The 21,392-nt window shown below is 62.4% G+C and carries 19 protein-coding genes; 7 read left to right on the top strand and 12 right to left on the bottom strand.

The genetic code is table 11. The features are described from left to right. Window positions 1–285: 285 nt before the first annotated feature. Both EP867_RS16470 and nikR read right to left on the bottom strand, forming a co-directional pair. Window positions 286–1,791, bottom strand: coding sequence for an ABC transporter substrate-binding protein (locus EP867_RS16470; protein ID WP_128490562.1), 1,506 nt, complete (start codon window positions 1,789–1,791; stop codon window positions 286–288). A gap of 295 nt (window positions 1,792–2,086) precedes the next feature. Beyond that, window positions 2,087–2,488 carry a nickel-responsive transcriptional regulator NikR gene (gene nikR / locus EP867_RS16465; RefSeq protein WP_128490561.1) on the bottom strand — a complete coding sequence of 134 codons (402 nt, stop codon included), beginning with the start codon at window positions 2,486–2,488 and terminating at the stop codon, window positions 2,087–2,089. Between the two features lie 164 nt (window positions 2,489–2,652). On the opposite strand from nikR, the gene EP867_RS16460 reads away from it, so the two are divergent. The 5 genes from EP867_RS16460 to EP867_RS16440 are packed head-to-tail and all read left to right on the top strand — an operon-like array spanning window position 2,653 to window position 7,313. Next, window positions 2,653–4,191, top strand: coding sequence for an ABC transporter substrate-binding protein (locus tag EP867_RS16460; protein WP_128490560.1), 1,539 nt, complete (start codon window positions 2,653–2,655; stop codon window positions 4,189–4,191). Beyond that, a complete protein-coding gene (locus EP867_RS16455; RefSeq protein ID WP_241656946.1) occupies window positions 4,192–5,151 on the top strand; it encodes an ABC transporter permease in 960 nt (319 codons plus the stop codon). After that, entirely contained in the window at window positions 5,148–5,960 is an 813-nt protein-coding gene (locus EP867_RS16450; RefSeq protein WP_128490559.1) for an ABC transporter permease, read from the top strand. The genes EP867_RS16455 and EP867_RS16450 overlap by 4 nt, the downstream gene beginning before the upstream one ends. Next, window positions 5,954–6,730: an ATP-binding cassette domain-containing protein gene (locus tag EP867_RS16445; RefSeq protein WP_128490558.1), complete on the top strand. Its 777-nt coding sequence runs from the start codon at window positions 5,954–5,956 to the stop codon at window positions 6,728–6,730. The genes EP867_RS16450 and EP867_RS16445 overlap by 7 nt, the downstream gene beginning before the upstream one ends. Then, entirely contained in the window at window positions 6,723–7,313 is a 591-nt protein-coding gene (locus tag EP867_RS16440) for an ABC transporter ATP-binding protein (protein ID WP_128490557.1), read from the top strand. The genes EP867_RS16445 and EP867_RS16440 overlap by 8 nt, the downstream gene beginning before the upstream one ends. Before the next feature lie 78 nt (window positions 7,314–7,391). Here EP867_RS16440 and EP867_RS16435 read toward each other — a convergent pair whose 3' ends face one another. The 8 genes from EP867_RS16435 to dctP form a co-directional block, all read right to left on the bottom strand. Continuing rightward, window positions 7,392–7,883 carry a pyridoxamine 5'-phosphate oxidase family protein gene (locus EP867_RS16435; RefSeq protein ID WP_128490556.1) on the bottom strand — a complete coding sequence of 164 codons (492 nt, stop codon included), beginning with the start codon at window positions 7,881–7,883 and terminating at the stop codon, window positions 7,392–7,394. 312 nt (window positions 7,884–8,195) lie between these two features. Continuing rightward, window positions 8,196–8,585: a DoxX family protein gene (locus EP867_RS16430; protein ID WP_128490555.1), complete on the bottom strand. Its 390-nt coding sequence runs from the start codon at window positions 8,583–8,585 to the stop codon at window positions 8,196–8,198. Window positions 8,586–8,761: 176 nt separating this feature from the next. Continuing rightward, window positions 8,762–11,479: a putative bifunctional diguanylate cyclase/phosphodiesterase gene (locus EP867_RS16425; RefSeq protein WP_164888912.1), complete on the bottom strand. Its 2,718-nt coding sequence runs from the start codon at window positions 11,477–11,479 to the stop codon at window positions 8,762–8,764. Window positions 11,480–12,278: 799 nt separating this feature from the next. Continuing rightward, window positions 12,279–13,793 carry a malonate--CoA ligase gene (locus EP867_RS16420; protein WP_128490553.1) on the bottom strand — a complete coding sequence of 505 codons (1,515 nt, stop codon included), beginning with the start codon at window positions 13,791–13,793 and terminating at the stop codon, window positions 12,279–12,281. After that, window positions 13,790–15,091: a malonyl-CoA decarboxylase gene (locus tag EP867_RS16415; protein WP_206616356.1), complete on the bottom strand. Its 1,302-nt coding sequence runs from the start codon at window positions 15,089–15,091 to the stop codon at window positions 13,790–13,792. Before EP867_RS16415 ends, EP867_RS16420 begins: the two co-directional genes overlap by 4 nt. 16 nt (window positions 15,092–15,107) lie before the next feature. Further along, window positions 15,108–16,427, bottom strand: a complete 1,320-nt coding sequence (locus EP867_RS16410; RefSeq protein ID WP_128490552.1) for a TRAP transporter large permease — start codon at window positions 16,425–16,427, stop codon at window positions 15,108–15,110. Further along, complete coding sequence (locus EP867_RS16405; RefSeq protein WP_128490551.1) at window positions 16,427–16,978, bottom strand: TRAP transporter small permease; 552 nt, start codon at window positions 16,976–16,978, stop codon at window positions 16,427–16,429. The genes EP867_RS16410 and EP867_RS16405 overlap by 1 nt, the downstream gene beginning before the upstream one ends. Before the next feature lie 65 nt (window positions 16,979–17,043). Further along, a complete protein-coding gene (gene dctP / locus EP867_RS16400) occupies window positions 17,044–18,030 on the bottom strand; it encodes a TRAP transporter substrate-binding protein DctP (RefSeq protein WP_128490550.1) in 987 nt (328 codons plus the stop codon). Window positions 18,031–18,166: 136 nt separating this feature from the next. Between dctP and EP867_RS16395 the strand changes: the two genes are divergently transcribed. Together EP867_RS16395 and EP867_RS16390 are read left to right on the top strand one after the other, a co-directional pair. Continuing rightward, entirely contained in the window at window positions 18,167–18,820 is a 654-nt protein-coding gene (locus tag EP867_RS16395; protein WP_128490549.1) for a GntR family transcriptional regulator, read from the top strand. 175 nt (window positions 18,821–18,995) lie between these two features. Then, window positions 18,996–19,598 carry a hypothetical protein gene (locus tag EP867_RS16390; protein ID WP_128490548.1) on the top strand — a complete coding sequence of 201 codons (603 nt, stop codon included), beginning with the start codon at window positions 18,996–18,998 and terminating at the stop codon, window positions 19,596–19,598. Between the two features lie 159 nt (window positions 19,599–19,757). On the opposite strand, the gene EP867_RS16385 is transcribed toward EP867_RS16390, so the two are convergent. Both EP867_RS16385 and EP867_RS16380 read right to left on the bottom strand, forming a co-directional pair. Then, window positions 19,758–20,951 carry a glycosyltransferase family 4 protein gene (locus tag EP867_RS16385; RefSeq protein ID WP_128490547.1) on the bottom strand — a complete coding sequence of 398 codons (1,194 nt, stop codon included), beginning with the start codon at window positions 20,949–20,951 and terminating at the stop codon, window positions 19,758–19,760. 4 nt (window positions 20,952–20,955) lie between these two features. Beyond that, window positions 20,956–21,392 (bottom strand): UDP-N-acetylglucosamine 2-epimerase (locus EP867_RS16380; RefSeq protein WP_174722346.1); only part of this gene is annotated, 437 nt, incomplete at its 5' end.

The raw sequence follows: 21,392 nt of genomic DNA, 5'->3' as shown, positions 1-21,392 counted from the left end.
TTCAGATTTCGTCATGCAAAGACGCTTAACCTACTGCTACACCAAAGTGAATCCGCGCACCGGCAAGTTCTGCAACAACCCCAAATGCTTCTGAAAACGACAGAAAGCAGACGCCGGGACGGGCCATCAGACCCGTCAACCGCCTTTCGGTATCGCTTGTGGATCACTCTTTGTCCGCTGCCACGACCCGGCAGGCACTGGAGCGATGAGAGCGCTGCCCCGCCGGCAGTCACCGCACTCAGGCCAGGCGGGCGGCGGCCTGCCCTGAAGGGCAGGCCTCTTCACTTACTGCAGTTTGACGTCCTGCAGGCGGATCATAGCGTCCGGATAGGCCTGAAACCCCTCCAGCTTCGTGGTGAAGCCATAGAGAAATTTCTGATGCCCAAGGGTGATGATCGGGAGCTCCTGCGTGATGATCGAAGCGAATTCAGCGTACTTCTGCTTGCGGCTTTCAGGGTCAGAGAGGGCGCGGGCTTCATCCAGCAGGCGGTCCACCTCCGGGTTGGAATAGCCGAAATTGTTCAACCCGCCCTTCGAGTGATAGAAGGCATGGGTGTTGCCATCCGGATCGGCGCGACCGGACCAGTCGCCGCGCGACATGACGTAATTCCCCTCCTGCTGCATGGTCAGCAGCGTGGCAAATTCGGTCGAGACGAGCTGCACATCAAAGCCTGCCTCAGCCACCATGGCCTGAATCATCTGCATGGTCTGAGTGACCACCGGGTTGTTGTGATGCTCCAGCTGCACCTGAACGCGGTCATGGCCTGCAGCTTTCACGAGCGCTTTCGCACGTTCAATGTCGCGCGGCTGCACCGGGATATCGGCGTTATACCAGGGCGAAACCGGCGACCAGGGCTGGTTGCCGGGCAATGCGGTGCCCGAGAAGACCACCTGGTTGATCGCCTCACGGTCGATTGCTGCCGAAAAAGCCTGACGCAGCTCGACGCTTTTTGCCATCACATTGTCAGCTTTAGGACCAAAGCCGGTGTTGACATAGATGCCCATAGAGCCAAGACCCACGACCTCGGCATAGCCCAGAGCGCTGTTTTGCCGGACGGCCTCAGCATCGGTGGCGGCGATCCGGTCCACCAGATGCACATCGCCCGACTGCAGGTTCGCCAGACGCACGGTGGTATCGGGGATCGGCACAAAGGTCACTTTGTCAAAGTGGATGCGGTCTTTGTCCCAGTAATCGGCAAAACGCTCAAGCACGATGCGGTCCTGGGCAATCCGCTCAACGAATTTGAACGGGCCCGCACAGACCGGCTTGAGGCCGAAATCAGCGCCCGCCGCCTCTGCGGCTTTGGGCGAGACGATCATACCCGCCCGATCGGAGAGCTGCGCCAGCAGCGAGGCATCCGGCGCTTTCAGCGTCAGCGTCACCTGCAGCGGGCCGGTCGCTTCCACTTTTTCCACCGAGCCGAGTTCCGATTTCCGGCGGCTTTCCTTCAGCGTCAGGTTGCGGTTGAGCGTATAAGCCACCGCCGCCGCATCCATCGGCTCGCCGTCGTGAAACTTAACACCCTCGCGCAGATTGAGGACCAGCTTCAGCCCATCCTCTGAGGTTGACCAGTCGGTCGCCAGCATCGGCACAATCTCGGCATTCTGGTTCAGATCGACCAGCTTGTCGCAAAGCGAGGCATAGACGATGCGCCCCACAAAAGAGCGCGACTGCGCCGGATCGAGCATATCCGGGTCATCCTGCAGCGCGATGCGCAGATCAGCCGCCTGGGCCATGCCTGCGATCAGGCTCAGGGCAAGCGCGGTGGAACTCAGAAAAAGTCGGGTCATCTGAAACTCTTGTGCCGGAAAGTGGTGCGTTGTTTGCAGGCATTCTGATGACGCCCCTGGCGGTCATGATTGCGTAAACAGCGCAATTCGCAAGCCCTGATTGCGCATCACCGGCCCCAAAACTCTCAGCGCTGCCACCCGCAGCAGGGCAGGGATAAGGCTGCCGTAAAAGAAGGCAGCCGGAAGTGTCAGAAAATTGCTGCTGTGCGCCCCCGGCGGGGCTTCTCGCCGCCTGTCGGCAAAATCTGCCCTGAGGAGACGCGGGGGACAGGCACACTCCGCCACGGCCGGATCTCTACTTTCGCGGGATAATCACGACCTCGCCGTTCTGAACTTTGCGCTGCGCCACAAGGTGATCGGCGAAATGGCGCACCTCTCCCACGCTGCCCTTCAGGATCGAGACCTCAAGGCATTCGTCATGGTCCAGATGCACATGCAGCGACGAGACTGTCAGGTCGTGAAAATCGTGATGCGCAGCGGTCAGGCGGCGCGAAACCTCCCGCGCGGAATGGTCATAGGTATAGACCATCGCCGCCACACAGGGCGCTTCAGAATTTGCCTCAACACGGGCGCGCGTCAATCCGGCCCGGGCCAGATCCCGGATCGCCTCTGAGCGGCTGGTATAGCCGCGCTCCGCCATCACGCGGTCGAGGTCTTCCATCAGATCATCGTCGAGAGTTACCGTCACGCGCTGCATCGGGCTTCCTTGTGATTAAAAATCGGGCAGCTTTTAAAGCCCGCACCATGTGCTTTCGCAAAATCTGCCCTGCGCAGCACGGCGGCGCAAGACGTGGTCTTGCAACCCGCCGCGCCGGATTGGTAAGCAAAAACTGAGGTTTCATCATACTGCGGACGGCCAGGATGCTCGATCTGACGAAATCACTGGCGGTGCTGCTGCTCTCAGCCGGCCTGGCGCAGGCGGGCGGGCCCTCTCTCGTCCTCGCCATTGGCGGAGAGCCTGAGACCGGATTTGATCCGGTGATGGGCTGGGGCAGCTATGGCAATCCGCTGTTTCAATCGACCCTGCTGACCCGCGATGCCGATCTGACGACGCGCCCGGATCTCGCGACTGACTGGCAGCTTTCAGAGGACCGGCTGACCTGGACGATCACCATCCGTGCGGATGCAAAATTCTCAGACGGCACCGCGCTCACGGCAGAGGATGTGGCCTTCACCTTCAACGCTGCCAGGGCGGCCGCCGGAGAGCGCGATCTGCAGGTGATGAAAGCCGCTGAAGCTCTTGATGCGCAGCGGGTTAAGATCACGCTGACAAAGCCCTGGATCACCTTTGCGGAGAGCTTTTACACGCTTGGAATTGTGCCAGCCGCCTCTTACGGGCCGGGGTATGGCCGCAATCCGATCGGCTCGGGCCCCTTCCGGCTGGTGGCCTGGGCGGAGGGTGAGCAGCTGATCGTCGAGCCGAACCCGCAGTATTACGGCCCGCCCTCTGCCTTTGAAAAACTCACCTTTCTCTTTACCGGCGAGGATGCCGGGCTTGCCGCCGCCCGGGCCGGTGTGGCGCATCTGGTCTCAGTCCCGGCGCAGTTGGCCGAGGCTTTGCCGCCGAACTTCCGCGCCATCCGCGCCCGCAGCGTCGACAACCGCGGCCTCAGCCTGCCCTTCGGTCTGCCGCGCGAAGAGGACGGCCGCCGGATCGGCAATGCGGTGACGGCAGATCCCGCCATCCGCCGGGCGATCAACCTTGGTCTCGACCGCGATCTCGTGGTTGAGGTGGCCCTTCACGGCCATGGCACCCCGGCCTGGGGCTCTGTGGACGGGCTTCCCTGGTCCGACCCGCAGGACCGCGCTGATTATGATCTGCCCGCAGCCCTCGCCACTCTCGAGACAGCCGGATGGCACAAGGGCGATGACGGCATCCGCGTCAAAGACGGGCTGCGGGCGGCATTCCGCATTCATTACCCGGCCTCTGACGCCACGCGCCAGGCCCTTGCCGAGACCGTCGCAGAACTGCTGCGCCCCTTAGGCATTGAGGCGCGGCCCACCGGCGGCAGCTGGGAGGCGATTGCGCGGGTGATGCATGCCGAGCCGGTGGTCTTCGGCTTTGGCAGCCATTCCCCCTTGCAGCTTTACAGCATCTTCGCCTCAGAACTGGCCGGCATCGGCTGGGCGAACCCTGGCTATTACACCAATCCCAAAGTCGACGCGCTTTTCGCAAAAGCGCAGAGCGCCGAAAGCCTCGAGGCCTCTTTCCCGCTCTGGGCGGAGGCCGCGGCAGACTTCGGGATCCGGGGCGACAATGCCTGGGCCTGGCTTGTGAACCTCGATCACGTCTATTTTGTCAGCGACTGCCTTGAGATCGGCCCGACGCAGATTGAGCCTCATGGCCATGGCTGGCCTGTGACGGCCACGATCGCCAACTGGCGCTGGAGTTGCGAGTAAGTGACCGCGCTCTCCCTGATCCTGCGGCAGGCGCTGCTGCTGAGCCTCGTGGCAGTGGCGGTCTTTGCACTGATGAAGCTCTCGCCGGTCGATCCGGTAGATGCCTATCTTGGCCCCGCCATCGCCCATGTCAGCCCAGAGCAGAAAGCGCAGATTGCAGCCTCCTGGGGGATTGACCGCCCCGCGCATGAACAGTTTTTCGCCTGGGCAGGGCATCTTCTGCGCGGCGATCCGGGGCACAGCACGACCTATAACGCGCCGGTCGCCGAAGTTCTGGCCGACCGTCTTGGCCCTTCGCTTGCACTGACGGGCGGGGCCTGGGCGCTCTCCGGGATCCTGGGCTTCCTGCTGGCGCTCTGGGCTGTCGCGGCCGGGGGCGGGATCGATCGCGCCATCCGGCTTTACTGCTATCTTCTGGCGGCAACCCCGACCTTCTGGCTGGCGATGCTGCTGATGACGGTCTTTTCCGTCAGCCTCGGCTGGACGCCGATCTGTTGCGCGGGCCCGGTGGGTCTGCCGCCGGATCAGGTCACACTCCTGCAAAAACTGCATCATCTGACCCTGCCGTTAACCGCGCTGACACTCTTTGGGGTTGCGCAGATCGCCCTTCATACCCGGGCCAGACTGACCGAGGTGATGCAGTCGGATTATGTGCTGATGGCGCGGGCCCAGGGCGCGCGGCAATGGGATATCGTGCTGCGCCACGGAGCGCGCAATGCCGCCCTGCCCGCCCTGACGGCGCTGATGGCCTCTGTCGGAGAGATGATCGGCGGCTCGCTGCTGGCAGAGCAGGTCTTTGCCTGGCCCGGCCTTGGCCGCGCCACGGTTGAGGCCGGACTGAAAGGCGATGTGCCGCTCCTGCTTGCCATCGCGCTTCTGACGGCGCTGGTCGTATCCTGCGGCAATATGATTGCAGACCGGCTTTATGCACGCCTTGACCCCCGGATGGCCGGACCATGAATGGACGCCAGAGCGCGGCCTTTGCCGCAGGCCTTGCCCTTTTCCTGATCGCCGCCACCGCGCTTTTGCCGTTTGTGCTCGGGGATCTGGGCCTGCGCGCGGATTTCAGCGCCCGTAATCTTGCGCCCGCTGCCGCGCATCCCTTCGGGACCGATCAGATGGGGCGCGACATCCTTGCCCGTTCGCTGCACGGGCTGGCGCTGAGCCTGCAGATCGGACTGCTTGCAGCGGGGATTTCCGTCGCACTCTCCGCGCTGATGGCCATGGCTTCGGGCTTGGGGCGGCGGGCGGATCAGATTGCGGCTTTTGTGACCGACGGTTTTCTGGCCATGCCGCATCTGATGCTGCTGATCCTGCTGGCCTTCGCCTTCGGCGGGGGAACCACGGCGGTCATCCTGGCGGTGGCCATCAGCCATTGGCCACGCCTCGCCCGGATCCTGCGGGCTGAGCTTCTGCAGATCCGCGCCGCCCCCTATGTTGAGACCGCGCGGGCGCTTGGCCGGACGCGCCTGCACATCACAAGGGCCCATATTCTGCCGCATCTTCTGCCGCAGATGCTGGTGGGATTTCTGCTGATGTTTCCTCATGCGATCCTGCATGAGGCTGCGCTCACCTTTCTCGGCTTCGGGCTGGAGCCCTCCCGCCCTGCGATCGGCGTCATGCTCTCAGAGGCCATGCGCCATATCAGCGCCGGGCGCTGGTGGCTGGCGCTCTTCCCGGGGCTGATGCTCCTGGGGCTGGTTCTGTCCTTTGAGATGCTCGGCACCGCGCTGCGCCGTCTCCTCAGCCCCAGAGGGGCACAATGCTAAGGATTGAGGATCTCTCTGTGGGCTTTTTGTGCTACGACGGCCTGCTGCGTCAGCGTGAAGTCCGGCGGCTTTCCGGCCTGACGCTTGATCTTCAGGCCGGAGAAATTCTGGCCGTTATCGGGGCATCGGGCGCGGGCAAAAGCCTGCTCGCCCATGCCATCTTTGGCCTTTTGCCGCCAAATGCCGTGACGGGCGGAAAGATCACCTTTCAGGGCCAAAGCCTGGAAAATGGTGTGCCCGAGGGCCTTTTGGGAAGAAAAATGGCGCTGGTGCCGCAGCAGATCACCCATCTCGATCCGCTGGCACGGGTGGGGGCGCAACTGGCCTGGGCGCTGCGGCGCACAAAGGGAGCCGCCAGCCCGGAAGAGCTTCTGGCGCGCTATGATCTCTCGCCGGAGACGGCGCGGCTTTATCCGTCGCAGCTGTCGGGCGGTATGGCGCGGCGCGTGCTGCTGGCCATAGCGGCGGCGGGCGCGCCGGATCTGCTGATCGCAGATGAGCCGACCGCAGGGCTTGATCCGGAAAACCGGGACCGGGTGCTGAGCGGGCTGCGTCACCATGCCAGGGGCGGCGGGGCGGTTTTGCTGATTACCCATGATCTGGCGGCGGCTTTGCCCTGTTGCGACCGGGTTGCACTGCTTTGCGACGGAGAGATGTGCGGGCTGGAGGCGGCCTGCGATTTCACCGGCACCGGAGCGGCGCTGCGCAGCCTCTATGCCCGCGCGCTCTGGCTGGCGCTGCCGGAAAACGGATTTCTGACCGATGCTTGAGGCCCGCAATCTCGCCGCCGGATTTGCCGGAAAACCGCTCTTTCAGGGTCTGACCCTCTCTCTGCGGCGCGGGGAAATCCACGGGCTTTCGGGCCGCTCGGGGGCGGGTAAAACGACCCTGGGCCGCGCCCTCGCCGGTCTGCATCCGCTCGCGGGCGGTGAAGTGCTGCTGAACGGCGCCGCTTTGCCCGAACGGGGGTGTCTGCCGGTGCAATACCTGCATCAAAACCCGATCCTGGCGATGAACCCGCGCTGGCGGATCGCCCGAATTCTTGCGGAGGCGAGGCCTGTTCCCGAAGCGCAGCGCGAGGCCTTCGGGATCGCAGAGGAATGGTTGCACCGCTATCCGCATGAACTCTCCGGCGGGCAGCTGCAGCGCGTGTCCGTCCTGCGGGCCCTGGCGGCGGATCCGGCCTTTCTGATCGCCGATGAGATCACCGCATCTCTCGATCAGATTTCGCAGGCGCAGATCTGGCAGCTTCTGAGCGCGATCAGCCGCAGCCGGAACATCGGGATCCTGGCCATCAGCCATGATGCGGCGCTGTTGCCGCGCATCGTCACCGGCAGTCGGATTACCCTCTGACAGAGTGCCCGAACGCCGGACGCCTGCCTTTTTCTCAAAGGCAGGCGCGGCAGTCAGGGCAGATCAGAGGTCTGTCGCTCAGAACGTCAGTTCGAAATGCGAGCCAAAATCCGGCTCTTCGTCGGTGACTTTGCTCTTCACGACGCTCCAGAAAAACTTGAGGCCGCTTTCGGGTCCAAGCCAGACCTCAGCCGTTTTTGGCTGCAGATAAATCAGCTCGAGATCAGGGTCCTGTTTGCCCTCCTCAAACCAGAGCTTTGCCATCTCGTTCCAGACTTCCTCAAGCTTTTGGGGATCGTCTGAGCGGTGCAGCACGCCCTTCACCGCCACATATAGCGCCTGCGAGTCATTGCTGACCACATAGCGGCTCTCTTCATTCGCGGCGGCGGATGCGGCCATATCGGTGCCTTTGGCCGTCAGAAACCAGATCCGGCCGTCTTCAGGCTCAAGATTATGGGTCATGGGAACGAAGCGGCCGCCCACCTCAAGCATACCGCTGCGGCAGTCTTCGAGGCGGTCCCAGAACTCTTCACGATGCTCGGCGGTATGATGCGGGTTCGTCTCAGTCATGGCGCGATTCCTGTGATGAAAGGGATGCAGGACCGAAGCCCCACCCTTTAGAAAACCGGGGCTGCCCGATTGAGTTCCCGTTTGAATGGAAACGAGGGAGCCGTGCGCGGGAATACCCCTCCGCAGGGGGCCGTCCCCCCGGCCTGACAGAGGTTCCCCTCGCGCCCGGGGACAGGTGTCGTTGATCCGATGCAGAGGATTTACGGGTAAACCGGCCGGGTCGCGTTGAAAAAGCACAGCAATTCAGCGCCGGATATCAGGCGCCCCTCCCCCGGGCGTTCCGAGGGCCCGGGGGCAGGGCAGATCAGCCTGTCAGACCGTTTCTTTCATCGAATTGTCGATGGCAAAGGCTCCGGGTCCGGTGGTGACCAGCAGCAAAAAGACGAAAGAAAACAAAATTGCCGCGTCCCCGCCATTGGCCACCGGCCAGAAGCTTTGCGGCGCATGGGCCATAAAATAGGCCGCCGCCATATGCCCCGAGAGCACGAAAGCGACCGGACGCGTGAAAAGACCCAGAATAATCATCGCCCCGCCCACGACCTCAAGCAGGGCCGAGACAAGCACAAGGCCGCTGAGCGTGCCGGGACCAGGGACGGGGAAATCGAAGAGCTTCTGGGTGCCATGCGCGAAGTAGAGAAGACCGGCCATAATGCGCAGCAGGCCGAGCGCATAGGGACGGAAGGCATCGAGTTGAGTGAACATTTGTGACTCCTGATGCGAATGTCCCAAAAGCCTGAACCCGATTTAACCATCCGACAAGCGCGGCGACACCAAGGCTTAATGAACAGCGGCGGGCGATGCAAAAATGCCCGAACCTTTGGCGGGCAGCTTCTCAGTCGACATTTTGCTGACGGGCAGATGGTTGCCCCCGGCCCGGCTCAGCCGAAGAGCCCGCTTTCTGAGGCAATGCCCCCCGCTTTCAGAAGCTCAGACACCTGATCGGCGGGCATCGGGTGGCCGAAGAAATAGCCCTGCCCCACATCGCAGCCCCGCGCTTTCAGCATCGAGGCCTGGGTGGCGGTCTCAATCCCCTCAGCCACCGAAGTGATGCCGAGTTTGCGCGCCAGATCCACCACCGCATCGACAATCACGCTGTCTTCCGAGGCAGGCCCGCCAAGGCGCGAGATGAACGAGCGGTCGATCTTGATCGTATCGACCGGGAACTGCTTCAGATGGGTTAATGAGGCATAGCCGGTGCCAAAGTCATCAAGCGCGATGGTGATCCCCGCGTGCGACAGCTTCTGCAGAATGGTCTCCACGTTCCGGGCCTTCTGGCTCAGGAAAACGGTCTCCGTCACCTCAACCTCAAGAACCGAAGGGGGCAGCCCTGCCTGGGCCAGACGGTTCAGGATCCGCTCAGCGAAATCACCGCGCAGGAAATCGCCTGAAGCCCCGTTTACGGCCACACGGCCCACGTTCAGCCCCATGCCGCGCCAGCGGGTGATGTCTGAAATCACCCCGTCCAGCATGCGGTCGGTCAACTGCACCGAAAGGCCGGGATCGGCCAGGGCGGCGCTGATCGACGACGGCGGGCGCACCCCGTCAGGATGATGCCACCGCAAAAGCGCTTCGAAGCCGAGGGGCGCGCCGCTGCGCAGACAGATCTTGGGCTGATAGAAGGGAACGATCCGGTCTTCCAGCAACGCGGCGCGGGCGTCGGAAAGCATCTGCGTCTCGCGCCGCGCTTCATCCCGGAATGCCTCTTCGAAAAAGCGGATATGACCAGGCCCCTGCTTTTTGGCGGCATAAAGCGCCAGATCGGCACTTTTATGCAAAGCCTCTGCCGTATCGCCGTCACTGAAGGCAATCGCGGCCCCCGCGCTGAGGCTCAGGCCGATCTGGCGGCCGTTGAAGCGCACAGGACGGCTCAACGCAGCGATCAGATCGCCGACCAGATCCTCCGGCAGGCCCAGCCTGTCCGGCTCAGGCAGGATCAGCGCAAATTCATCGCCGCCAAGCCGCGCAACCGTGGCCGCTTCCGGAACAAAGCGCTGCAGACGCTGCGCCACTTCGCGCAGCAGCGTATCACCCGCATCATGGCCCCAGCCGTCATTCACGGTCTTGAAGCGGTCCACATCCATGACCAGCAAAAGCACCCTTTTCCCGGCACGCCCGGCCTCAGTCAGCGCGGATTGCAGGTTTTCGTTGAACTTGGCGCGGTTCGCGAGGCCGGTCAGAAAGTCAGAATGCGCCGCCTGGTAAAGCCGCGCCTCATTCTCTTTCTGCCCCGTCACATCCTGAAGCGAGCCGATCAGGCGAATGGCCCAGCCTTCGTCATCCCGCACGACATAGGCACGCGAAGCCAGGCTGCGGTAAGCGCCATCCGCGCCCCGCCCGCGAAACTCGCTGGCCCAGAGCGACTGGCGCGTCTTCAGGATCACCCGCAGTTCTTCCACCAGCTTGCGTCGGTCACCGGGATGCACCCGCTCCATCCACCAGGCGAGGGAAACCCCCTCCTTATCTGCGGGATACCCCAGAACGGCCGTCGCCGCGCTGTTCCAGAAGATGTGGCTGGTCCGGAAATCCAGGTCCCAGATGATATCATTGGTCGCCAGTGAGGCGAGGCGGTAGCGCTCCTCGCTTTCTCTGAGCAGCCGCTCAGCGGCGACCTGCTCGTCGATATCCTCAAGGGTGCCAAACCAGGCGGTCACCTCTCCCACTTCGCCCAGGCGCGCCGAAGCCCTGGCCCGGTACCAGCGGTAGCTGCCATCAGCCAGACGAATGCGGTAGCGCACATCGGCCGGGCGCTTTCCCCCCGAAGCAATCGCCTGCTCCCAGATCGCGCGGGCCTCTTCAACATCGTCCGTATGCACAATCTTCAGCCAGCCATAGCCCAGCCCGTCTGAAAGCTTCACACCCGTCAGCTGCGACCAGCGCGGGCTGAGTTCGATCACCGCGCCTTTGGGATCTGCGATCCAGGGGATCTGAGGATTGAGTTCAACGGAGGCGCGATAATGGTCGTGACTGTGCTGCAAAGCCTCAATCAGACCGCTCATCTCCTTGCGCGAATAAAGCAGATCCGAGAACGTCTGATAGCTCGTCGCAAGGGACTGAATAATCAAAACGGAGGCGCAGACAAACATCACCCCCGTGCCGATCAGATACCAGGCCCCTGAGGACAGCAGATGCACCGTCACCGGAACCGAGCCGAAGATCAGCACAAACCAGCCCGCAAGGGGCAGCGCCTGAAGGCAATAACAACAGGTTATGACGCCCACGAAGGCGTAAAGCGCAATCGCGGGCTGCCGCGCCGGATCAACCCCGGACAAAAGCAGATAGCACCAGCCGCCAAAGGCCGCGCCAAGGGCTGCGGAAACCATCACGCTGCCCTGCAGATAGCGGCGAATATCGGCAGGCTCCGCATCGCCTCTGCGCAGCCACATCACCGCCCGCAGCAGGCAAAATCCCCCCAGCAGCGCTCCCCCGACGATGCTGTGCGCGCGCAGCATCCCCTCGTAGGTGGCCACGGTCAGAAAGGCGATATTGGCCGCCATCAGCCCGTACATCAGCGGCATCTGGCGGCGCAGATTGTGAAACTGCGCCCGCAGAACGACCTCAGAGTTGTGAAAAATCTGCTGGAGTGGATCTGATCGCATCTCATACTCCTGCAGCCATGGCGTACTGCAGCGGTCGAACCGGTGGGACAGGGTTTTACAAGCTTTACGAGCCGTCAAGAGGGCAACGCAACCCACAGGCCCTGGGGTTCCTGGAAGCCGGCGATTTTCCACGGCTGATGCCTGCACAGGCCGCATGCGGCAAGAGCACCCTCCCGGATCTCCGACAGGCTCAGCACAGATTTGCCATCCCGATCTCTCCCGCTCAAAAAGCTTTCCCCGGCAGCTCCCATAACCCTTGGGAGTTCGGTGGTAAAGCACTGAAATTCTGTGAAAAAGAAGGAATTTGTTCTCCCGCTCAGACCTTGCACCCCGCGTTCTCAGATCGGCAGGCCAATGCCCGCAGCCTCGCCGCCCGGCCCCTGTCCCCCGGATGCGCGGATCCCTCGGCCCGAAGGGGCCGTCGTGTTCCGGAAAAGCGCGCGGCTTTGAGGCGGTTTAAGCGCCCCGAAGGAGGAATGGCTTTCCGGTGGCGATCACTGAGAGTTGAAGTCGTCCGTGGCTCAATTTCCGGCATCGCGGGGTGAAAGGCCGACATGTAACAAAGCTGGCCCGCCCGAGCGGAGGGCAGCCCCGTGCCTGCCCTGTTGCGGAGTGAGCGCTAAAAGACCCTGCGAGACGACGGGCCGTTAAAACGACGGGTAAAAAAGCCCTTTCAGGAGGCAAACCCCGGCCCCGTCCATCACTGCACAACGCGCCCATAAGGGCGCGCTGCTTTAGTTACAAAATAAGGTGTTCCGGTGCCCTCTGACAGCCTGTTCCGAAGGGAGCGGGCTGAACTTCAGGTCCGGAAGCTGTCTTCGAATTCTTTGCGCAGAAGGTTTTTCTGCACTTTGCCCATGGTGTTGCGCGGCAGATCATCCACCACGACATAGCGCTTGGGCTGTTTGAACCGCGCAAGGCCTGCAGCCACGGCGGCCTGTACGGCATCGAGATCCGGGGCCTGATCTTTGCTGCGCACAAGGACCGCCACCACGCCCTCACCGAAATCCGGATGGGGCACACCAACGACAGCGCTTTCCACAACTCCGGGCTGCTCATCCAGGATCAGCTCAATCTCTTTGGGATAGATGTTATACCCCCCGGAGATAATGAGATCTTTCTGCCGTCCGACGATGGTCACATAACCATCCTGGTCCAGAACCCCGATGTCTCCGGTGATGAAAAAGCCATCCGCCCGCAGCTCTTCGGCGGTCTTCTCGGGCATGTTCCAATAGCCTTTGAAGACATTGGGCCCGCGCACTTCAATCATGCCAGGCTCGCCCTGGGCCATGGTTTCGCCGGTCTGGGGGTCGGTGATTTTGACCTCAATCCCCGGCAGGGCGGGGCCAACGGTTCCGGCCCGGCGCTCACCGTCATAGGGGTTTGAGGTGGTCATATTGGTCTCAGTCATCCCATAGCGTTCAAGGATGCGGTGGCCGGTGCGATCCTCAAAGGCGATATGGGTCTCCGCCAGCAGCGGGGCCGAGCCGGAGGTGAAAAGCCGCATGTGGGCGGTGAGATCGCGGGTAAAGCCCGGCTCGCCAAGAAGGCGGGTGTAAAAGGTCGGGACCCCCATCATCGTGGTCGCCTTCGGCAGCCATTTCAGCGCCTCATCCGCGCGGAAGCCCGGCAGGAAGATCATCCGCCCCCCCGAGAGCAGCGAGACGTTCGAGGCCACGAAAAGCCCGTGGGTGTGAAAGATCGGCAGCATGTGAAGCAGGGTGTCATCTGCCGTAAAGCGCCAGGCCTCAACCAGAACCTTCGCGTTTTCCAAAAGGTTACGCTGGCTCAGCATCGCACCCTTAGAGCGCCCGGTGGTGCCTGAGGTATAAAGGATCGCGGCCAGATCCTCCGCGCCGCGCGCGACCGGAGCAAAGCCCTCCGCCGCGCTGTCAGCCCGTGCGGATAGCGTGCCTTTTCCGTCCCCCCCCAGGGTTTCAAACAGCGCCCCCGCGCCCGACGCCACCTCACGCAGCGCGGCCTCTTTCGAGGGGTCGCCCACCAGAAGGGCCGCGCCGGAATCCGTGACGAAATAGGTCACCTCAGCCGCCGTATAGGCCGTGTTCAAAGGCAAAAACACCACGCCCGCGGCAAGGCTTGCCGCATAAAGCGCCAGAGCCTCACCCGATTTCGTCACCTGAACGGCCATGCGGTCGCCGGGCTTCAGCCCCAGATCGCTCAGCACGCGGGCATATTTCTGCGCGCGGGTCACAAAGCTGCGGCCGGAAATTTCGCTCTCATCTTCCAGGATCAGCAGCGGCGCGTCACGGTTGGCATGGGGCGCGATCAGCGCGTCAAAAAGCGGATTGGTCATTTCGTCTTTCCTGCTGCGGGGGCGGCCTGGCTGAGCGCCCTCACCTCTTTGGATGCCGCGATCACCTGATCGCTGACAAAAGCTTCATGATTGGTTTCGATCCGCGCCGGATCATAGAGATAGTTCACCATGGCCCCCGCAGACTGGCGCAGGCCATTGGGCGAGGTATCCGCTCCGGCATGGATTTTATGAACCTGGGCACCATTGCCCAGATGAAAGCGCGCCACCGGATCGGCGGGCTCGCCGCGGGCATTGCGCGCATTCAGAAGATAATCCGCCGCAAGCCGGCGCAGATCAGCGGAGTGAGGCGCGAGGGCAGATGCCCCCTCCCGGCTGGCCGCGATGATCGCAGCCGCCGCCGGATCTTCGCTGGCGCTGAGATGCTTCATCAACCCGGGGATCGGGGACAGGGTGACAAAGGTCGTGATCCCGGGCAGTTCGTGATGAAGCTCCTCAACCACCTGTTTAATCAGTGAGTTTCCGAAGGAGATGCCGCGCAGCCCCTCCTGGCAGTTCGAGATTGAGTAAAAGACCGCCGTATCCGCCTCTGCCTCACTGATCGGGGCGCGGGCTTCGGCCAGAAGCTGCTGCACGGAATCCGGCACGCCAGGCGTCAGCGCCACTTCCACGAAAATCAGCGGCTCTTCCAGCATGGCGGGGTGGAAAAAGGCAAAGCAGCGCCGATCCGTAGGCAGCACGCGGCGCTGAAGATCTGACCAGTCATTGATGGCGTGAACCGCCTCATATTGAATGATCTTTTCAAGGATATTGGCGGGCGTATGCCAGTCGATCCGGCGCAGAACCAGAAAGCCGCGGTTGAACCAGGACCGGAAGAGATGGGTGAAATCCACATCCAGCGGACCCAGTTCAGGATGATCCGGCAGGAGTTTCAAAAGCTCCAGCCGCATCTTCACCAGCTCAAAGGTGGCACCGGGTGCCTGGTTCAGACGGCGCAGAAACTCCTGGCGCGGCGGCTCGGCCGCGGTGGCCAGGGCCTGATAGCTGCGCCCCGAAGGGGCCTCAGCATAGGCCTGCGCCGCTTTGATGATAGAGGCCGGTTCCACATCCATGTCTTTCGCCATGGAGTGAAAGAAGGCCAGGCGCTCCTCAGGCCCGATCTCGCGGTAACGCGACAGAATTTCCGCCGCGATCCGCTTGCCCGAGACCTCACCCCGACCTGAAACCAGAGCCTGACAGAGCGCGGGAAGCCCCGCCTCTGTCGCGGCCTGCGAGCGGAAAGGGGTCCGTTCCAGAAGCCCCGCAACCATCTCGCTGAAGAAAGAAAACCGACCGGCCATCATTACGCCCTTTCTGTCACCTGATTGCTTCACCCATCACCAGATCCGGCAGACCGGTGGCGATCCAGGGGAAGAAGCACAGGATAACAATCGCAAGTACCATGCACATGACATAGGGCAGCGAGCCCAGCAGGATCGTGCGTAGAGAAATCTGCGGCGCGATCGAGTTGATCACAAAGAGGTTCAGCCCGACCGGCGGCGTAATCAGCCCGATCTCAAGGTTGATCGTCAGGATGACGGCGAACCAATAGGGGTCAAAATCCGCCGTCTGCAGGATCGGCAGCAGGACCGGGGCCGTCATCAGGATCACCGCGACCGGGGGCAGGAAGAAACCGGCCACCAGAAGGAAGATATTGACGATGAGCATCAGAACCCAGCGGTTCACCTCAAGTCCCGCGATCCATTCCGCGAGCGCCTGAGTGATGAAAAGCGAGGACATCATATAGGCAAAGACACCTGCGGCGGCCATGATGAAGAGGATCATGATGCTTTCGCGGGTGCTGTCGCGCAACACGCCCCAGATCGCGCGCGGCTGCCACATTTTATAGATGACCACGGCCATCACCAGACAGGCCACGGCCCCGACGGCAGCGGTTTCTGAGGTCGTGGCGATGCCGCCGTACATGGCGTAGAGCACCAGAACGACCACGACGAGGAAGGGAATGACCCGGGGCAGGATCTCAAGCCGTTCCTTAAGGCTGTAGCTGCGGCCGGTGAAAATATGCGCCCCGCCCGCGCGCCAGGTCGCAAAAATCGACCAGGCCATGAAGATCAGCGCCAGCATGATCCCCGGCACCAGACCCGCAAGAAACAGCCGCCCGATCGAGGTCTCGGTCGCAATGCCATAAACGATCATCGTCACCGACGGCGGGATCAGAATGCCCAGCGTGCCGCCCGCCGCGATGGAGCCTGCCGCCACCTCATCAGGATAGCCGCGCTTTTGCATCTCGGGGATGCCCATCTTGCCGATGGCCGCACAGGTCGCAGGCGAAGACCCCGACATGGAGGCGAAAAGCGCACAGGCCCCGATGTTGGAGACCACGAGACCACCCGGAACCCGGGTCAGCCAGCGCTCAATCGCCTCAAAGATATCCGCCCCCGCCCGGGTCGAGGCAATGGCCGCGCCCATGACGATAAACATCGGGATCGAGAGAATGGTAAAAGAGTTCAGATCGCCGAAGAAGATCTCAGGGATCATCTCAAGCGAGCGCGGGCCGTCGAAAATCAGCAGAAACGCGGCCGCAACGACCAGCAGGCCGACCCCGATCGAGATGCCGGAGAAGAGCACCGCAATGGTCGCAACAGCCACCAGCAGGCCAAGGGTTAAAGGATCCATTATTTCCCCTCCAGCCAGAAGGGGCGCTCATAGCCGCGCAGCTGGCCCCAAAGATCTGCAATCAGTTGCAGCAGCAAAAGCCCGAAGCCCAAAGGCATCGCCGTCCAGACAAACCAGATCCGGGGCGCCCAGACGGTGGGGCTTTTCCAGTTCCTCTTCCAGGCCTGATGCAGATACTCCCATGAGTACCAGGCGATCATCGCCACCACGACGATCGAGACAATCAGGATCAGCACCATCCAGATCAGCCGCAGTTTCGGCCCCATGGCCAGCGGAATCAGATCGACATTCACATGCCCCCGCAGCATCTGCACATAGGGCAGGCCGACGCAAATCGCCCCAATCGTCAGATAAATGACCGTTTCGGTCTGCCAGATCGTCGACTGCCCCAGAAAAGAGCGCACAATGATCATATGGCAGGTGACCAGCAGCGCTGCGATCAGCAGACCTGCAGCCGCCACGCCGCAGAGCCGCGAAATACTGTGTACCACCCGGATAAAGGCATCGCCTTCCCGCGGCCCGCTGACCGCCCCCGGAAGTGTTCCGGACATATTTTCCCCCTTCCCACATCACTGCCCGACCTCCTCAAGCCGGGCAGCAATGCCATCAGACTTTTTTATTCAACCGAGGTCGCCAGATCGAGCCAGCGCTGTCCGTCCGGCACCTCATCGGCGAATTTCTTAAACGAGCTTTCCTGGGCCACAGCCTTCCAGGCCTCGATGTCCTCTTCGGTCATGGTGGCGATTTTCACGCCCGCTTTCTGAAAGACCTCGACCGAGGCCGCGTCATCGGCCTGAGCCTGCTCAAAATACCAGGCTTCGGCTTTGGCAGAGGCGTCGGTCAGCGCCTTTTGCTGCTCAGGGGTCAGACCGTCGAAGGTGGTCTTATTGATGACCACGGGCTGATACATGAACCACAGCGCATTTTCCGCAGCCGGGGTATAGCAGTCCACGATCTCATAAAGCCGGAAGGACACGAAGCTCGAGGACGAGGTGTTCAGCGCCTGCAGAATTTTCGACTGCATGGCATTGTAGTTCTCTGAGCTGGGCATCGAGGCGATCGAGGCACCGGCATGGGCCAGCATTTCCTCAAAGCCCTTGCCCGCTGCGCGCACGGTTTTGCCCTTCACATGCTCGGGACGCGTGACGCAGTCACCGACCGAGGCAAAACCACCGGCCAGATAGCCGCGCACCAGGGTTTTGACGTCCTCTTCATTCAGAACCTTTTCCAGCTCTTCCATGAAGGGGGATTCATTGACCCGCTTGGCATGGGCGTGGCTTTTGATCAGCCCCGGAAAGAGCGTCAGGTTATAAACCGGTTGCTGGCCGCCCGCATAAGACAGCGGGAAGAGCGTCATATCCAGCTGGCCGCGGGTCAGCGGGATATATTGATCGTTGGCCTTAAAGAGCGAGCTGGCCGGGAAAATTTTGATCGACAGATCGACATTGGCGGCAGCCACTTCCTCTGCGATCATTTCCGCAACCTTATGGCGGACGTCCCCGGTTGCAAACTGATGGGACAGGCGCAGTTCCTTGGCAAAGGCCGGCGTCAGCGCCGTAACCCCCAAAATGCCCGCAAGCGCCAGATGTTTCCAAGCTTTCATCTCATCTCCTCCCTGAAATCTGAAACGACGGCAGGCCTCCACTCCTCCCGATCGCGGTCAGCCTGCGTCACGCTGGACCAGCGGTCAATCGTTTTGTATACAAGAGCGACATTTCTGGATGCACGAGTGAGGCGCGATGAGACCCGCAGAGCAGATCCGTGACGCGCTGATTGAAAGGATCATCACCGGTGCCATCAAAGATGGTGAGCGCCTGGATGAGCAGCGCCTCGCAGAGCAGTTCGGCGTCTCAAGAACCCCTCTGCGTGAGGCCTTGCAGATGCTCTCCGGCTCGGGGCTGGTGCGCCATGAACTCAGGCGCGGCACCTTTGTGCATTTTCCCAGTCTCGATGAAGTGCTTGAGATGTTTCAGGTCATGGCAGAGGTTGAGGCGATCTGCGGCCGCTACGCCGCCCGCCGCATCTCTGCTCCCGCGCTGGACGATCTGGCCAGGGCGCTGGATCTCTGCCGGGAGGCCGCTGCCAGATCGGATAAGGCCGCCTATTACGCCGCAAACCATCAGTTTCACGATCTGATCTATGAAGCCTCCGGCAATGGCTTTCTTGCTGCCGAAGCCGCGCGGCTGCACAGCCGCCTGCAACCCTTCCGCCTGCGTCAGCTGGAGGTGCGCCACAGGCTCTCGCAATCCCTCGCCGAGCATGAGGCCATCTGGGAAGCTCTGGCCCGGGGCGACAGCGAGCTGGCCGGGCGGTGCCTTTTTGATCACGTCGCCATTCAGGGCGAGCGGTTCAACGACCTTGTGGCGAACTACCGCCGGATCGCAGGCCGCTGAGCGCCCCCGCAGTCAAGGGTCATCCGTCCATCTGAACACCTGTCGCTTTTGCCGTTCCGCTTTGACCCTCTTCGGCGGCCAGGGCCCGCCGGCATTGGGGTGGACGCGACTGGCCGTCATGCGTTAAATCCTCAGCCTGACGGCCGGACACCCGGCCTGCGAGAAGGATTTGCGCATGTTGTGGGATGTCCGTGCCCTGATGAAGCCCGTGCTCAGCGTCGTGGACATGATCCCCGATGTGCACCGCACGCCGGCGGCCGCCCTGCTGCGCCGGACCGTGCTTGAAGGTCGTCCGCTGAATGTGCGCCTGAGCCCCGAGGATAAGGACCTCGCTTTTCATGAAGCCACGGTCAATCTGACCTCGCCGATCGGCGCGCGGCTGCTGCTGGGTCTTTACAAAGGCGGCCATCTGAAGCTGAAAAAGCCCCCCCGCAAGAGCCTGCCGACCCTTGAGGCCTATGCCGCCACAGAGCCTGAGTTCCGCGCGAAAGTGACCGCTCTGCTTGAAGCCGAAGACGCCCGCCGCGCAAGGCTGAGCGAGATCATGGCCGACCCGGCCAGCGCCCGCCCCGATGAGCTGACCCCCGGGCTGATCGACCGCGTCCTCAGCCGCGCCTTCGGCCACCATGCCTCCTCCGAGATGGAGATCGCGGGCCTGCTCTGCCACCGCGACATCCTCGCCGATCCGGAGGCTGCCGACCCGTCCGGCCGCCAGGAACCCCGGGTGATCTGCTGGTGGACAGACGCCGAAGGCAACCGCCAGGGCGACCGCCCCTGACCTGGGCCGGGGCATCCGGCCAGGCCTTTTCTGCCCGCGGGTTACCCGGCTTAATCTCTCAGGGCTGAATGGCCGCCTGACACGGGACGCCCCCCCAGACAACAGATCGTTCCTGGGGAGGGGAAACCGTCCGACACAGAGAAGTCACTCCGAAGCCTTTTAAAGATCTGCCGCCGCCCTTAAAGCTTCCGTTATCTGCGATGCCGTAAGGCTTGCTTTATAGTTGCGCGCGAAAAGATCACGGCACCGCGCGGAGAGCCCTCTGTCCTCACTGATCTGCACGAGCAGCGCCTCTGCCAGCGGGTGCAGTTCTGCGGGGTCACTCCGCTCGGCGACGACACCGACTCCCGCCTGTCGGATAAGGCCCGTAAGGTCATTGCCGGGATTGACGCAGGCAAGGACGGGCAGGCCGTTTTGCATATAGGTCAGAAACTTGCCGGGGATATTGTGGCTCTGGTGGCGCGGGTCGAGGATGACGAGACCGGCCGCGCAGTCTGCGCAGAGCGCCGGGATCTCATCGGGGGCAATCTCATCATGAAACAGCACATTTGAAAGCCCCCCGGCCCGTCCGCGCAAGCGGTCAGCCTCGCTGCCGCGGTCCAGAAAGAGAAAACCGACATCGCGCCGCGCTTCCATGGCCCGGGCCAGGTCAATCACCACATCCAGACCCTGGGCGATCCCCATATTGCCCGCGTAAAGAAAGATCTTCCGCCCGGCCAGGGGGCTTTGCTGCAAGGCAACCGGATGCGGCGCAGAGGCCGCCGCCCCCAGCCAGTTTTGCAAAACCTCGGCTCTCGCCCGACCGGTCTGCCCGCGCAGAAGCGCCAGATTTCCGGGGCTTTGCACGCCAATGATGTCTGCGGCGCGATACTGCGCCCGCGCCACCCCGCGCAGCAGGCGAAACGCCGGACCTTTGCGCGGCAAAATCCCAAGATCGGCTGCCCAATCGGGAAAGATGTCGCGCAGGATCAGATAGGCCGGGCAGCCATTGCGTTTTTTCAGCCGCCGCACGAGAGGGCCGAAAAAGATCGAGGGCGAATACCAGATCACCGCGTCAAATGCCGCGCCCGCAAAGGGGCTGCGGGCCAGATTGCGGGCCATGGCCCAGGGCATGGCAGACTCTGCCAGAAGTCTGCGCAGGTGGCTGATGTCTTTGGTCCGCGGCGCCCTGAGCCGCAGGATCACGGCGCCATCGCTCTCCTCCTGATACCAGGGCATTTTCTGACCGGTCGCGGGCAGCAGAACCGTCACCTGATGCCCCTCAGCGACCAGCGCCCGCGTCAGATCGCGGATCTGCACCGCACCGGAGCTGCGCAGCGGGGGATAGCAATCCGCGATCAGCGCAAGGCGCATGGCGCTACTCCTTTCGCCAGACAACCCGGTTCACATAGCCGGTATAGCTGTGCAGGATCCGCAGCACCTTCTCGCTGACATTTGGGACCCTATAATCGCAGACTTCGCGCAAAGTCCGGTGCGCGCCGCGCCCCTGTGTCTCCAGGATCGACAGAGCCTGGCGCATCCGATCGGCATCAAGGCCGGTCATCATGACGGCGCCCTCCTCCATACCCTCAGGCCGCTCATGGGCCTCGCGCAGATTGAGCGCGGGAAAGTTCAGGATCGCCGATTCCTCGGTGATGGTGCCGCTGTCTGAGAGGACCGCACGCGCCTCGGTCTGAAGTTTCACATAGTCATGAAAACCCAGTGGCTTCATCAACTGCACGAGGGGGTGAAAGGACTCTGATGTTGTAACCGCCCCCCGACGGCATCTTTGTGCCAAGGTGGGATCGTCACAAT

Origin of the sequence: Falsigemmobacter intermedius (assembly GCF_004054105.1) — a bacterium.
Lineage (GTDB): Bacteria > Pseudomonadota > Alphaproteobacteria > Rhodobacterales > Rhodobacteraceae > Wagnerdoeblera > Wagnerdoeblera intermedia.
This window is presented reverse-complemented; position numbering and strand designations above follow the sequence as displayed.